The 13788-nt window shown below is 57.6% G+C and carries 10 protein-coding genes and 6 pseudogenes; 8 read left to right on the top strand and 8 right to left on the bottom strand.

Annotated elements, in window-relative coordinates; all coding sequences use genetic code 11:
• The first annotated feature begins 546 nt into the window (after nucleotides 1–546).
• The 4 genes and pseudogenes from JZM24_RS17905 (at nucleotide 547) to JZM24_RS18995 (ending at nucleotide 4204) form a co-directional block, all read left to right on the top strand.
• The gene (locus JZM24_RS17905) at nucleotides 547–1140 is read left to right on the top strand and encodes a hypothetical protein (RefSeq protein WP_215671448.1); all 594 of its coding nucleotides are present in this window, start codon (nucleotides 547–549) and stop codon (nucleotides 1138–1140) included.
• 115 nt (nucleotides 1141–1255) lie between these two features.
• Nucleotides 1256–2478: pseudogene (locus JZM24_RS17900) on the top strand (FAD-dependent oxidoreductase).
• Nucleotides 2479–2934: 456 nt separating this feature from the next.
• Nucleotides 2935–3426, top strand: a pseudogene (locus tag JZM24_RS19000) (alpha/beta fold hydrolase); the annotation flags it as partial.
• 16 nt (nucleotides 3427–3442) lie between these two features.
• Nucleotides 3443–4204, top strand: a complete 762-nt coding sequence (locus JZM24_RS18995; protein ID WP_246580135.1) for a hypothetical protein — start codon at nucleotides 3443–3445, stop codon at nucleotides 4202–4204.
• Here JZM24_RS18995 and JZM24_RS17890 read toward each other — a convergent pair.
• The 4 genes and pseudogenes from JZM24_RS17890 to JZM24_RS17880 form a co-directional block, all read right to left on the bottom strand.
• Nucleotides 4201–4788 (bottom strand): GNAT family N-acetyltransferase, encoded by a 588-nt coding sequence (locus JZM24_RS17890; RefSeq protein WP_215671446.1) that lies wholly within the window; start codon nucleotides 4786–4788, stop codon nucleotides 4201–4203. The two genes, JZM24_RS18995 and JZM24_RS17890, sit on opposite strands and share 4 nt — an antisense overlap.
• Nucleotides 4789–4790: 2 nt before the next feature.
• A pseudogene (locus tag JZM24_RS18990) lies at nucleotides 4791–5280 on the bottom strand (NAD(P)-dependent oxidoreductase); the annotation flags it as partial.
• Nucleotides 5184–5768: a Rossmann-fold NAD(P)-binding domain-containing protein gene (locus JZM24_RS19310; protein ID WP_281418261.1), complete on the bottom strand. Its 585-nt coding sequence runs from the start codon at nucleotides 5766–5768 to the stop codon at nucleotides 5184–5186. The pseudogene JZM24_RS18990 and the gene JZM24_RS19310, both read right to left, overlap by 97 nt.
• A 55-nt stretch (nucleotides 5769–5823) precedes the next feature.
• Nucleotides 5824–6513 (bottom strand): DJ-1/PfpI family protein, encoded by a 690-nt coding sequence (locus tag JZM24_RS17880; protein ID WP_215671444.1) that lies wholly within the window; start codon nucleotides 6511–6513, stop codon nucleotides 5824–5826.
• Nucleotides 6514–7171: 658 nt separating this feature from the next.
• On the opposite strand from JZM24_RS17880, the pseudogene JZM24_RS17875 reads away from it, so the two are divergent.
• Nucleotides 7172–8361, top strand: a pseudogene (locus JZM24_RS17875) (MFS transporter).
• A 350-nt stretch (nucleotides 8362–8711) separates the two neighbouring features.
• A pseudogene (locus tag JZM24_RS17870) lies at nucleotides 8712–9163 on the top strand (DUF4385 domain-containing protein).
• 84 nt (nucleotides 9164–9247) lie between these two features.
• On the opposite strand, the gene JZM24_RS17865 reads toward JZM24_RS17870, so the two are convergent.
• The 4 genes from JZM24_RS17865 to JZM24_RS17850 form a co-directional block, all read right to left on the bottom strand.
• Nucleotides 9248–9685: a hypothetical protein gene (locus tag JZM24_RS17865; protein WP_215671442.1), complete on the bottom strand. Its 438-nt coding sequence runs from the start codon at nucleotides 9683–9685 to the stop codon at nucleotides 9248–9250.
• Between the two features lie 10 nt (nucleotides 9686–9695).
• Nucleotides 9696–10532, bottom strand: a complete 837-nt coding sequence (locus JZM24_RS17860; protein WP_215671441.1) for a hypothetical protein — start codon at nucleotides 10530–10532, stop codon at nucleotides 9696–9698.
• 49 nt (nucleotides 10533–10581) lie between these two features.
• Complete coding sequence (locus JZM24_RS17855) at nucleotides 10582–11001, bottom strand: hypothetical protein (RefSeq protein WP_215671439.1); 420 nt, start codon at nucleotides 10999–11001, stop codon at nucleotides 10582–10584.
• A gap of 240 nt (nucleotides 11002–11241) precedes the next feature.
• Nucleotides 11242–11883 carry a hypothetical protein gene (locus tag JZM24_RS17850; protein WP_215671437.1) on the bottom strand — a complete coding sequence of 214 codons (642 nt, stop codon included), beginning with the start codon at nucleotides 11881–11883 and terminating at the stop codon, nucleotides 11242–11244.
• A gap of 130 nt (nucleotides 11884–12013) precedes the next feature.
• Between JZM24_RS17850 and JZM24_RS17845 the strand changes: the two genes are divergently transcribed.
• Both JZM24_RS17845 and JZM24_RS17840 read left to right on the top strand, forming a co-directional pair.
• On the top strand, nucleotides 12014–13099 hold the full coding sequence (locus JZM24_RS17845; RefSeq protein ID WP_215671434.1) for a mechanosensitive ion channel family protein: 1086 nt from the start codon (nucleotides 12014–12016) through the stop codon (nucleotides 13097–13099).
• Between the two features lie 194 nt (nucleotides 13100–13293).
• A pseudogene (locus JZM24_RS17840) lies at nucleotides 13294–13474 on the top strand (GhoT/OrtT family toxin).
• Nucleotides 13475–13788: the final 314 nt, after the last annotated feature.

Below are 13788 nucleotides of genomic sequence, written 5' to 3'. Positions count from 1 at the left end.
AGGTTAAGCGTCTATTCCTAGCTTACGCTTAGCCCATGAGGAGCCGCAGGCATGATAATTGGCCGCCATTCCCCTTCCATGCCACCTGCCTGCTGTGCCGACACGTCGTTCAAGCGGCAGCAGGACGGTTCGCAGGCCGTCCCGGTCGCGTTGCCGCGCAGGCTTTCCGTACGTCGTGTCGCGGGTGACGGCCCTGCGCTTGCCCTAAGGGTAAGGGCCATTTCTTCCCTTCCTGCCGCGCCTGCCGCCCAGCCGACCTGCGTCGCTGCCTTCCCCCCGCCCAGAACCCCGCTGCCGTATGCTGTTGCCTCACCGCCGCCGTCTGCCAGTCCGGCCGCAGAAGTCATATGCCCGTCGTCATCTGTCGCTTTGCCCCAGGCCGTCTCGCTGGCGTCAGCGTCTCTACCGCCGTATGCTGTTGCCACCCTGCCGCCTTCTGCTCCGCTGACTGTGCGACGCCGACCGGTACCCGCTGCGCGCACCCTGTCGCCGTCCGGGGTGCGACAGGTCCGTTCGCCGTCAAGTGACAGCGCTTCGCCGCGCATTATGTCGCGAATGACGTTGTACCCCTTGCAGGACATGCTCGATGACAGCCGCCGCGAACTGGAATATTATCTCACGCATCGACTGCGTTATGCCGACAGTCACCGGCCCTGGCCGCAAACCTTCCATACGTTTTTCGGCGGTAAACGGTGCGAGGCCAGCGGTCAGAACACAGTAGACACTGCGCTGGAAATTGCCCAAGGCATCAAGCGCCGGCGGTTGTTGGATGGCTTGTCCTGTCACGCCATGAGCCGCGATATCGTGCGTCGTGACCTGCATTACCGCCGTCGTACGGCAGAATCGCCGGCGCAATTGGCGCGGGCGCTGCTTGATGTTGAACTTATTAACGGCATATTGACGTTAGGCGAGACACACGAACTCAGCGGCCGTTTGGTCACCTCACCCACGTGTCAGGCGATGAACGTCATCGTGTTTGCTGACCATTTCTATATGCTGGATGCGCCACGCCGCCATTATCAGCACCTGACGCTGCCCTGCGATGTGCAAATCCTGACTAAGGTGCTGCTGGCGTTTCTGCCGGAAGCGGGCCCGTCGCCGGCACCGTGTTTCCATCTGCACCATATCGGTTTCTTTTGACGCCGCGCCAACGGCGCCTCATCGGTGCAGCCAATAACAGAAGTAAACGATAATTATTTGCAACTTGACGCCTGCTTCTTATGATTGAAATTTACGCAGGCAAGGGAAACTCACCATGGGCGAGAAAACACTTACCACGCCATGCTGTATCGTCGGCGGCGGGCCGGCCGGATTAATGCTGGGCTATTTATTGGCGCGGTCAGGTGTCGCGGTCACGGTGTTGGAGAAACACCGTGATTTTCTGCGCGATTTTCGCGGCGACACCATTCATCCCTCCACGCTGACCATCATGCACCACCTGGGATTGCTAGAAGGGCTTCTGGCGTTAGGGCATCAAAAAGTGACGACGCTGCGCGGCGAGCTGCAGGGTAAGACGGTCACGATGGCCGATTTCAGCCGTCTGCCCGGTCGCTGCCAGTATATGATGTTGATGCCACAGTGGAATTTCCTTAATTTCCTGGCGGAGCAGGCGGCAACGTTACCGGGCTTTACGCTGCTGCGCGCGACCCGTGGCGTTTCGTTGCGCCAGCACCAGGGGCGAATAATTGGCGTCAATGCCGAAGACGACGCCGGCTCACTAGCCATTACCTCCCCGCTGGTGATAGGTACCGACGGCCGCCGATCGATGGTACGCACTGCCGCCGGGTTGCAGTTTGAGAATTTTGGCGCCCCGCGCGACGTCGTGTGGATGAAACTGTCGAAGGAGGCAGGCGACGCCCGCTGGGCCAGCGGCCACGGCGGGCCGAAAAATAATTTCATCATGCTCGACCGCGGTGAGTATTGGCAGTGCGGTTACAGCATCGTCAAAGGCAGTTTTCCCGCACTTCAGCAACAGGGGTTAGCGGCGCTGTTACAGCAGGTGGCGGCAGTGGCACCGGTCGACATCGAACGGTTGCGGCGACAGATTACCGACTGGCAGCAAGTTAAGCTACTGGACATCCGCATCGACCGGCTGACGCGTTGGGCCGCCCCGGGCGTGTTGTGTATCGGTGATGCCGCTCATGCGATGTCGCCCATTGGCGGCGTCGGCGTTAATCTGGCCATACAGGACGCGGGGTCGCCGCTGCCAATCTATTGGCAACACCGCTGGCACGCGGCGTGGTCGGCCTGCGTGAGCTCAATCGCGTACAGCGTCGCCGCCAGTTCCCCACCCGGGCCACCCAAAGGCTGCAAATTATGATGACCGGCAAGGAGCATCGTTCGCCTCGCCAGGCGCGTAAACCGTCGGCGTTGGAACGCTGGCTGCGCCAGCGTCCCTGGTTGCCGCATCTGGCCGGCAGGATTATCGGCCTGGGGTTTCGCCCCGAACGGCCACGGCGAGCGCTATTGCAGCGCTAACCGCTGCCCTACACCCCTATCAGCCCGCCTCGCACCACCACTGTTCCAGGCCACCTAGCGGCCCCCAAGCCGGAGGCGGTCAGTGTGTGCTCCGCGTCCGAAAGTACTCAACCGCCCTATTGGACGCTGCCTGCGGGCAGCGATAGCCTTTTCCCCTTAACGGGCGCGGTCAGTGTGTCCGCGCCACGTCCCAAAGTACTCGGCCGCCCTATCGGGCGCTACCTGCGGGCAGCGATATCCTTTTCCCCTTAACGGAGGCGGTCAGTGTGTCCGCGCCACGTCCCAAAGTACTCGGCCGCCCTATCGGGCGCTGCCTGCGGGCAGCGATAGCACATTCCCCCCACCGGCCGGTTGCTTTACACTGTTGCCCTCTGCCCGGCGCCCCTTGCGGCCGCGCCGGCTTCGCCATCAGCCCTGGAGCTTGCGTTGAACATCTGTGAATATACTTTGCCCGGCATGTTTATCAAGGAACACCTGATCAAGGTGCCACTGAATTGGTCGCGGCCGGATGACGGTCGCACGCTGGATCTGTTTGTGCGCGAAGTCGTCGACCCGCGCAAGCGCCACCAATCCTTACCAAAGCTCGCGTTTCTTCAGGGCGGCCCAGGCGGCAAAGGGCCGCGTCCGCAGGGCGGTGGGCCAGTATGGCTTGCCGAGGCGCTGAAGACCCACCGGGTTATCTTGCTAGATCAGCGGGGCACCGGCCGCAGCAGCCGGGTCGAAAGTGCCACGCTGGCGGCGATAGCCCCCCATGCGGGCGCGGCGTATTTATGGCACTTTCGCGCCGACAGCATCGTGCGCGATTGTGAATTCCTGCGTACGCGGCTGTTCGGCGGCGATCGTTGGGAGACGTTAGGCCAAAGTTACGGCGGCTTTTTGACTCTGAGTTATTTATCTTTGGCGCCCGAAGGCCTCGCCGCCTGCTACGTCACCGGCGGGCTGCCGGGCCTCGATATAGATGCCGATGAGGTTTATCGCCGCACCTACCCCCCGGGTGGCGGAGAAAAACGCGCGCTATTTCCGCCGTTATCTCGCCGACGCGGCGCGTATTGCCCGCCTGGCGGATGTCATCGACGCCCGCGACGTGCGGCTGCCGGATGGCTATCGCCTCAGCGTGCGCCGCCTGCAAACCCTGGGGATGGCGTTCGGGATGGGACCCGGTTTCGATCAGGTGCATGGCCTGATAGAAGAGGCATTCAGCGACAGCGCCGAAACCCGGCTGTCGGATCATTTTCTGATGGCCATCATGGCGGAGACCGGCTATGACGCCAATCCCCTCTATGCCGTGCTGCAGGAGGTCATTTATGGCCAGCCCGGGCAGGCCTGCAACTGGGCGGCGGAACGGGTACACCAGACGTTTCCCGCTTTCCAGCCCGATGCCCGGCCGCTGTTGTTCACCGGCGAGATGATCTACCCATGGATGTTTGACGAGATCAGCTCACTGCGCCCGTTTCGCGCCGCGGCGGCGCAGTTGGCCACCCGGCAGGATTACCCGCCGCTGTATGACCTCACCCGGTTGGCGAATAATGAGGTGCCGGTCGCGGCGGTGATTTATCACGACGACATGTATGTCGACGCCGACCTGTCCCTGGCTACCGCCGCGCGGGTGGGTAATTTACAGGTCTGGGTTACCAATGAATTTGAGCACGATGGTCTTCGTCAGTCCACCAGCGTCTTCCGCCGGCTGCGCCAGATGCTTGACGAACGCGGCGGGCCTTTGCGCTAACGATCCGCGCCGGGCGCGGGAGTGCAGGTCGTCAACGACAGCGGCAACGTGTTTCGCCCGGCGCGCCAGTGGTAAACATTGTGATCCACCCAGCGCTCGCCGACTTTCTCCGCCTGCGCCTGCCGTTGATAGAAGCTAAAGCCCAGGCGCTGCGCCACGCGGTTACTGGGCCGGTTTTGCACACCACAGCGTAAAATAAACGTATCCAGCCGGCCGTCCTCCAGATACCTCGTCATTAACCCCTGCACGGCGCGGGACATGACACCACGACCGGTCAGAGCGGCGGCCAGCCAGTAGCCTATTTCCCCCACGCTGCCGCTGATGCTGTTCAGCGACAGCACCCCGCTCAGCCGCTCCTGTCGCCACAGCAGATAAACCGCCGACTCACCGGCGGCATAGGCTCGCCGGTTGGCGCGCACCGTCGCCAGCGTATCGACTTCACAGCGAACCGTCTCGGGCCAGGCAAGATGCCGGCTCAAATGCGTCCGTTCCTGCTGCGCCAGGCTGAACAATGCCGGCGCATCTTCCTCACGCGGCAGCGCCAGCCGCAATGTCGGTGAGATAATCCGTTGCCGGTAGTCCATTTTCAGCCCCTTTCCGCCACCGGCGTCAGCAGCGGTTGCCCACTGAGATGGCGGGCGAGATTTTCCAGCATTTGCTGATACATCGCCGCCATCGCCTGAGGTGAGCGCGCCGCCACATGCGGTGTGATTAACAGATTATCCTGCGCCAGCAGCGCCGCCGGCACCTCCGGTTCGCCTTCGATCACATCCAGCGCCGCGCCGGCGATGGCCTGCGTCTGCAGCGCCGCCGTTTCCACCACGCTACCGCGGGCAATATTCGTCAGCCCCCAGCGCTGCGAGCACCGCAGCGTCGACCAAATGCCGGGTCGCGGCGCCGCCCGGTGTGGCGATCACCAGAATATCGCACCACTGCGCCAGCGCCGTCGCGCTGGCGCAGTAATGATAATCGCCATCCGCTACCGGCCGCCGATTATGGTAGCCGACCTCCATAGCGAAGCCCCGGGCGCACCGCTCGGCGATGTTGTGGCCAATGGTTCCCAGACCGAGGATACCGACCCGTTTGCCGCTCGGCTGCGGACGCAATTGCCGTAGGTTTTGCCACTGGCCACCGCGCGGTCCAGGGGCGCGATATCGCGCATTAGCGCTAACATCAGCGCCATGGCATGATCGGCCACCGACGTGTCATTGGTGCCGCGGCCGTGGGTGACGCGGATACCGCGCGCGGCGGCGGCGGCCAGACAGACGCGCTCATAGCCGACCCCCAGGCAGCAGATCAGGCGCAGAGCGGGCAGTTTCGCCATGTCTTGCGCGCTTATTCCAAGCGATCCTATCGTCAACAGGACATCGATTGCGCTCGGGTCAAATGTCTCCTTTTCGGCTGCCTCCCCCGCCGCGCACAACACAGGTTGCAGCGGGCCGTCGGGCCAAAGCGGGCCGGTGTGATCGGTCCGCGGCGCCACATACAACGTCACCCCCGCAGCGGCGAATCCCGGCCAATATGCCGATGGAATATCAATGTGTGATAATAAGCGGACAGTCATAGCAAAACTCCGTACGGAAAAACCATATCCGATGCCATCGTTGGCGTAGTCTATCTCAGCGCGCCTTTAACGCCGCCGCCGCCGTCGCGACCTGCGCCAGCCGACGGGTACGGAAAGCCGCCTGCCTCTCTCTCACGTCGCGCATAACGGCGGCCGGCGCTGTCGCGGGATGACCGGCATCAAACGGCGGCGCCGGTGCATATTCAAGCCCCAGTTGGATGGCCTGCGCCGCGCGCTCTCCCGACACTTCCGCCACCACCGTCAGGGCAAAATCAATGCCGGCAGTGACGCCGGCGCCGGTGATAACATGCACATCGCGTACTACCCGCTCAGCGCGCGGCACGGCGCCAAACAACGACAGACTCTCCAGCATCGACCAATGGCAGGTCGCGCGTCGTCCCTGCAACAGTCCGGCGGCGCCGAGGATTAATGAGCCGGTACATACCGAGGTAATATAATGCGCGCCGGCTGCCAAGCGGCGGATTTCCGCCATAAACCGCGCATCCAGCATGGCGTCGGTGCAGCCGGGACCACCGGGGAGGCACAGCAAATCGCATCTCGCTACCGTCTCCAGCGCCTCAAGCCGGTCAAAATGCAGCCCGCTGGCGCTCACCGGCGCGCCTTCGAGCGACGCCACATGCACCGCAGCCGCCGGCCAATGGCTGAAAACCTGATGCGGCGCCGTGAAATCCAATTGTGTCACGCCGGGATAGAGCGCAAACAGCAGCGTAAAAGGGGTGGACATCCAGCTTCCTCAAGCAAAGGCTGACAGCATCACTGCCGCGCCGCGGGGTTAGGGGTTGAGCGCCGTTGCGCCCGGACAGGCAGTCAGTCGATGTTGATGGCATTCAAACAATTAACTTGGTATACAAAAATGTGTGCCACAAGTAAAGCTGCACGCGGACTTCAGGCTCAAGACCATCACGCGTTTGATGGCTGGGGAGACGGCTTAGCGGCAGCGCAATAAGCCTCGGGGCCAAAAGCGCAGCGCAGCAGGCAGCGACGGCCGCCTGAACAGGCCAGCAGCTCAGGCGTCAGACCGTCGTTAACCCGACCGTCGTCGGACGACACGTAAGATGACGGCGCTCCCAACCATCATCCAACGCGCACAAGACAACGCCGGCGACCCACGACGGCAGGTCTTTGCCGGGAACGTCCAGTCCCCGCACGGTTTTTGCCGTTCGACTTACGGATTGACCGGCATGAATCCACCGTTGTCAGCGACGTTGGCGCGACGGTAGGCCGTTGACAGGGTGACCTGTTAAACTAGGATGACGCGAGCAGCGCGAAACCCGCCTTGCGTCGCGCGTTACCGGGCCGCGCCGCTTGCCCCCAGGTGACATTACACGCTTAACCGGCGCAAGCCGGCAAAGGTATTTCTGACACGGCTTAAGGATCTGTCTATGCACCAGGCGCACAGCCAGTCGCCACTGTCCCATAAGAAGGCCCTGCTGGCCGGGGCGGTGGGCAATTTTATCGAATGGTATGAGTTCGCGGTTTACGATTTTCTGGCGACGGTGATTGCGGAGAATTTCTTTCATCTGCAGGGCGAAAATGCGATGACCGGACTTATTCTAACCTATGCTTCGTTCGCCGTGGCCTTTTTCTTCCGCCCGCTGGGTGCGGCGCTGTTCGGCCGCCTCGGCGATCGTCTGGGCCGCAAGCCCACGCTGATTCTGGTGCTGGTCCTGATGACTATCGCCACCGCATTGATTGGGGTGTTGCCCACCTATGCCCATATCGGTATCACTGCGCCCATCCTGCTAACGCTGCTGCGCATTCTGCAAGGTTTATTCGCCGGCGGCGAATATGGCGGTGCGGTTGCGCTGATGACCGAATTCGCCCCGCGGGGTAAACGCGGCCTGTACGGCGCCTGGCAATCGTTGACCGTCGCACTCGGCCTGCTGGCGGCGATGCTAGGACAGGACGCGTTACGGCAATGGAGCTGGCGTATCGCCTTTTTTCTGGCGCTGCCGATGGGCGCCGTCGCGCTGTGGTTGCGCCTCAGTCTGGAAGAAACCCCTGCCTTCATGCGCGCGCGTGCGGCATCGGCCGGCTGATGACATGGTCCGCAGCGGGCTACACCCTTTTGGTGATTATGCCCACTTACTTGCAATCGGCGCTGCACATCCATATGCAAACCGCGTTACTGATCGCCGTTATTTCCAACGCCGGTTTTGCCCTCACCATCATTCCCGCCGGCATGTTGAGCAACAGGATTGGCCGGCGACGTGTGCTGATGACCGCCACCTTACTGCTGCTGGTGCTGTCTTTTCCCCTGCTGCGGATACTGCAAGATCCGGCTGGCACGTTGCTGATAAAAGGGCTGGTGGGGCTGCTGGCCGGTCCGGGTCCGGCGATGCTGGCGAAAATGTTTCCCACCCGGGTACGCTATACCGGGCTGGGGCTGGCGTATTCGCTATCCAACGCGGTATTTTCCGGCTGTGCGGGGCTGACCATTACCTGGCTTATCAAGCAGACCGTCAATCTTGACATCCCCGCCTGGTATGTGGTCATCACCGCCATTATCAGCCTCTTCGCGCTCATGACGTTGAATAAAGCTGACCATCTGCGCGATCTGGACGATAATTAAGGATGACCACTTCCGCCACCTGGACAACAATTAAGTAAGGATGACCCTTTGCGCCACCTGGACGACTATTAACTAAGGGTGACTCTTAGCGCCACCTAGACGACTATTAAATAAGGGTGACTCTTTGCGCCACCTGGACGACTATTAAATAAGAATGACCCTTTGCGCTACCTGGACGACGCCCCGGCCTGAGCGATTGGCTGAGGGCGGCATGTCGGCAGGCCCCTCGCAACATTGCGCCGCGTGGCGCCGGGATGAAAATTCTGCCATCCGGCGCTAAGCTTATCACTATTGACGGGCGTGGGTAAAGTCTCCTGCCGCCTGCGGCAAGACAAGTCGGATGAGCAAAAATGGGTATCCCATTCAATTATCAGCATGATTTTAGCCAGATTGATTTTCGCCGGCACCCCGAGCGTTATCAGGTCGGACGCGGAGAACAAGGCGTCTTACTGGTTGAACCTTATAAAGGGGAAATGTTGCCGCATTGGCGATTTAAAAATCCGCAGGTGGCCGCGCAATCCGCCGAGACCCTCTATCAACTTTTTGAGCAGTACCGCCGGGCGGACGATTTCGTTGGCATGGATATGGCGCGCAAATTTATCCAAATGGGCTATACGCGCGCACGCCGTTATGCCAATCATCAAGACGGCAGGAAATATGATGCTCAACGGGTCGTCAAGCCCCGCGTTAATGATCCGGTCAAAGCGGCGGCGGCGGCCATCTTCAAAAGCTATTGGGATCGCCTGCGCGCCGACGAGGATTATCTGCGGCGAAAAAAAACCATCAGCAGCGTTACGGTTAGTGGCACTGACCAGGCTCATCCCGGCAGTTTGCCCCCTGGCCGTAACGCGGCATATCGGGCGATGCTGGCATCCTGAGGACGACGTTATTGCAGTAATGGGTCGGTGGTCGGGTCATTTCTCAAATGGTAGGACGCCATAATACCTGCGGCCTGCCCGCAGAGAGACGGCTCATCGCTGGCCAGGTACAGGACGGTGATATAATGTCCAGGGGCTTCAAACCGCCGGTAATTATAACTATACCGCTCACCAAAACTGAAGGTGCGCCCATCGCTAAGGGTAAATAAGGCTTCATCAATCGCACCACTGCCCCAGGTTTCAATACAGGTGATGACGCTACCCTTTAATTCAACACTGCGCGATTCTCGGCTAAGGGTGCCAATGTTATAGCTGCTACCATCGGTGAAGGTAATGCCCAGACCGCCTACTCTTGGCGCATTCCCTATCCGTACAATGTAGCCTACCAGGGACTGTATTTGCGCATAATTGTCGCCAAGCCACGCCGGCTTGAGTGGTGCAACCATGTTGTCATCCTCAATCAGCGCCTGTATTTTTGTTGGTCGGCCGATTAAAAACTTCCGAATATCTCAGAGTCTTGAGAATAATGCGTTCATTTATGCCGTGCGCTTTCACCGCCGTCACGATTTCCAACGCTTCAAAACCGTGCAGGAGACAGTGCCATCTTATTGCCAATAAATCATTGGTAATATCATCCCCTTCAGAATTGCTTAATACTTCGTTGTACTCTTTATCATAAAGTGCATGACTATACGCTGAAGCACGATCGACGAGCTTATCGATGATATATTGCATTTCACCGACCTCTAACGTGCTCAGGCCTATTACCTGGCTTTTGTTAATGCCGATGGACCAATACATGACTTGTAACATCAAAGCGGCGGTATACATGGGCAAAATTTGTAAATTGGTTTTGTCGTCAAATGAGACAAAATGCTCTTCCATACCGATCAAGTATCGGGCTAAAGAAATATAAGCATCATGGGCTTCACGGCTGCCCGGATTCGTTTCAAGTAAAAAATTGACATGTTTTATTTTGCCCTCAATTTCGTTAATGAAACCACGCAGCACCCCTTGAATAATAGCCAGTTTAGATGTTTCAATCATATTTTCCACTTCATGTAAAATCTGCTGCCAGACATTCTCCTTTTTGCTAGTCCAGCAAACCTCCAGCAGCAACGATAGTATGGATCCCACTTCATGGATGAAGCCCACCCCGCTGATTATCCAAAATTTAATATCGGATGCATTATCCCATTCCCATTGGGTAAGAGGGACTTTTGATGAGGCCCGCTTATAAATTGGGAATGCTGTTTTCTCAGGTGCCAGCACCACGTATGATTCATTTTGCATAATATTCTCCTTGATAGCCCATAGGCAAGAATGCGAAAGCTCAGCAGGATTACAAATGATAGGCCGTGATGAAAGCAACATCATCGGTGTCGTTAAAAACCACAATTTTACTGTAATACAGTGAATTGGAAGGCGGCATTATAATAGCGTCCGTGCCACGGGTGACGACCGTGGTACTGTATTCAAACCATTCCGAAGTAAAACTGTGCGACCAATAAAAAACCGCCTTAACTTCTTTAGCCTTTCCCGCATTGCCGATATAAAAACGCCTGCGCGACTCTGGAATAATGGGCGTATCGGTCCTGGAAACCTGTAATGATGAATGAGGCTCGACCCGGAATTCCCATCCTGTGAGCGTAATATTACCGCCATTATCGGATGCTGGAGATAAATACTCGGGCTTATCCAGCACGGCGGCGTTGGTTTTAACATCGTAATCGTTCAGACAAATATTGATTGATAGCGTCATAATAACCAGTCCTTAGAAGATGGAAATAATATAAACATACATTGCTGAATGAATTAAATAAGAGACATCAACGAAATTGAATTCTAACCAATAATGCTTTAAGCAGTTTTGATGTTTATCACAGAAAAATTTTTCCATTCTTATAAGAAACAACAACCTTTGCTTGCCTAAACGAATATTCCCCTCGAGTAAAACCGTTAACTGTTCTATTTTTCCGGCAGGCGAAACGATTATTTCAGTTCAGTGCTGCGCTACCATCCGGACGACTATATGGCGTATGATGAAGATTGCTCGGGTGATAATAACGCCCCAGGGGGCAACTGCAAAGATGCTGGCAAACCACGCTTGTAGGCCGTGCAATCCGGCACCGGGAATACCGGCCCGTAAGCCATGCGGTGGAGTAGCGGGTAAAATCGGCCATGCGCCCTGCCTTAGCGCGCCGGAAAACCGGCCCATAGGGCATGCAGCGGCGTGCAAAAAAATTTGACCTTGCGCTTGCCTTAACGCGACGGGAATACCGGCCCATAGGGCATGCAGCGGCGGGGCGTGGGAATGTGTTTTCCTGCCTGCCCATGAGCGGTCCAAAAAAGCGCGCTCGACGGCACAACGCACCCGGGCACCAGCTTTGTCATGTTGTTCTCCAAAGAGGCCGACGAATGCATAGGCAGCAGCGATTGGCACGCGGCGCAGGCTGGCGCGGTGGAATGCCAGGCCGGTCTCCGCCTGAATTTCCTCACCACGGCGTAGCCGAACAGTTCGCAACAGGGCACCACGCCGGCGGTCGGTTAGCGCTTCCGGGCGCATAACGGCAGGCGGATACCGACGCGCCATGCCAGACTGTGGACGCTCATCGCCCAATACTTTGCGCAGGCGCACAGACATCAGAACCGTCCTGATTGCGCCGCCTGCCATGCCGGTCATTTGCCGGCCCGGCGAAAATGTGCCACTTTTTATAACTGTGCCTGATTTGAATAACCTGCCTCACTTTACTTATTTGCCCGGGAGAGCTTTTATGGAGATGTTAAGAAACCTTAACTTCATCCGTCTAATTACCAGTCCCACGTTCTGGCTCAATATCGCTATTGTCGTCATCGCCAGCTTCATTATTTACTGGGTCATTCATAAAATGATCCGTTTGTCCGGTCACCGAGTGAAACAATGGAGCAGCGGTAAGCACAGCATTTTGTATCGGGTGGTAGTTGAAATGCTGGACAATACCAAGAGCCTGCTTATCCTCTTTACCGCCTTGCTGCTGAGTATTCATTTCATCGATTTACCCGGCAGTTGGAATAACGCCATCTCCCATGGCTGGTTTTTGGTTCTGGCACTGCAGATCGCCATGTGGCTTGACAGCGCCGTCCACGTCTGGTTAAGCAACATGACCCGCGAGCCCGGCGCGGCACGTAATCCGGTTACCATGGTCATTCTGGGCTTAATGATGAGGGTGCTGATTTGGGCGGTGATGCTGCTGTCCATTTTAGGTAATGTCGGCGTCAATATCACCGCCCTGGTCGCCAGTCTCGGCGCGGGTGGTATCGCCATCGCGCTGGCAATTCAAACGGTATTAAGCGATGTCTTCGCCTCCTTGGCCATCGGTTTCGATAAACCCTTCGTCATCGGCGATTTCGTCGTCTTCAATGATATTGCCGGCACCATTGAGCATACCGGTCTGAAAACCACCCGCATCCGCAGTTTAAGCGGTGAACAGATCGTTTGCGCCAATGCTATTTTACTGCAGCAAACCATCCACAATTACAAACGGATGCGGACCCGGCGCATTGTGTTCACTTTTGGTTTTGCCTATTCCACCCCGCCCGAGAAATTACGCCTGGTGGGCGATAGGGTGAAAAAAATTATCGACGCGATCCCGGAGACCCGTTTCGACCGCGACCATTTTTTGTCCTTCGATAATTTCCGCCTGACCTTTGAAGTCGTCCATATCGTCGCCAGCGCGGATTACAATAAATACATGGACATCCAGCAGGAGATCAATATTCGCCTGATGGAAGAATTGGTGCAGTTGGATATCAAGCTGGCTATCCCCACACAAAATGTGCTATTCAACGAAAGCGAGTTTACGCCGCTGAAGGTGGTGTGAGAAGAAACGTCGCCGGTGCAAATGTCGCAAAACGGCACGGGGTATAAGGCTCCCGGAAGCACCAATCGCCGGCGCCATACCATGGCTAACGTGCCTTGCCGTTCCGGCCCCGGCGTCATGCCGGATCACTGATTGCGTTACACCAGCTGACCGGCTACACTGCGCTCTGATTGTAAAACAGGATAGGTAAAGCGATGTCCCCCGCTTGGCAAGCGTTGACGCAGATATATCTTATCGGACTTTTCATCGCAGCGGCCGTCACCTTCCTGCTTCAGTCACGACCCTTCGCTGCGCATTCGTCTGTTGACCGCGAAAATTATTGGCCTGACCTGGCCGATGAGCCTGCCGATAGTACTGCTATTCGCCTTGTTCTGACATCGACATCCGGCACGCTCTGTGAGCATTCAATGCCCCCGTCGGCGATTTATCCCCGGCCGGCACTGCGCGCTTTCCGAAACCAAGGAAACATCAGCACATCAGCACGTTAATGACGCCCTTGCATCAACGTTTTTAACTATTAATTCGCCACCGTGAAGCAAAAAGCCTGACCCTTGTCTAGAGTTAGTGCTCCACATGCAAGTTTGTAGTTTGCCCATTTTTTCGGGCCTGCGGGCCCGCTTTTTTTGCCGCCGTCGCGCACAGTCTCTAGGCCGGTATACTCGCGGTTCCTTGCGCTGACAGAAGTAATA

Origin of the sequence: Candidatus Sodalis endolongispinus (genome assembly GCF_018777395.1) — a bacterium.
GTDB lineage: Bacteria > Pseudomonadota > Gammaproteobacteria > Enterobacterales > Enterobacteriaceae > Sodalis_B > Sodalis_B endolongispinus.
The sequence above is the reverse complement of the archived record's forward strand: the minus strand, read 5'-3'. Positions and strand labels throughout refer to the sequence as shown.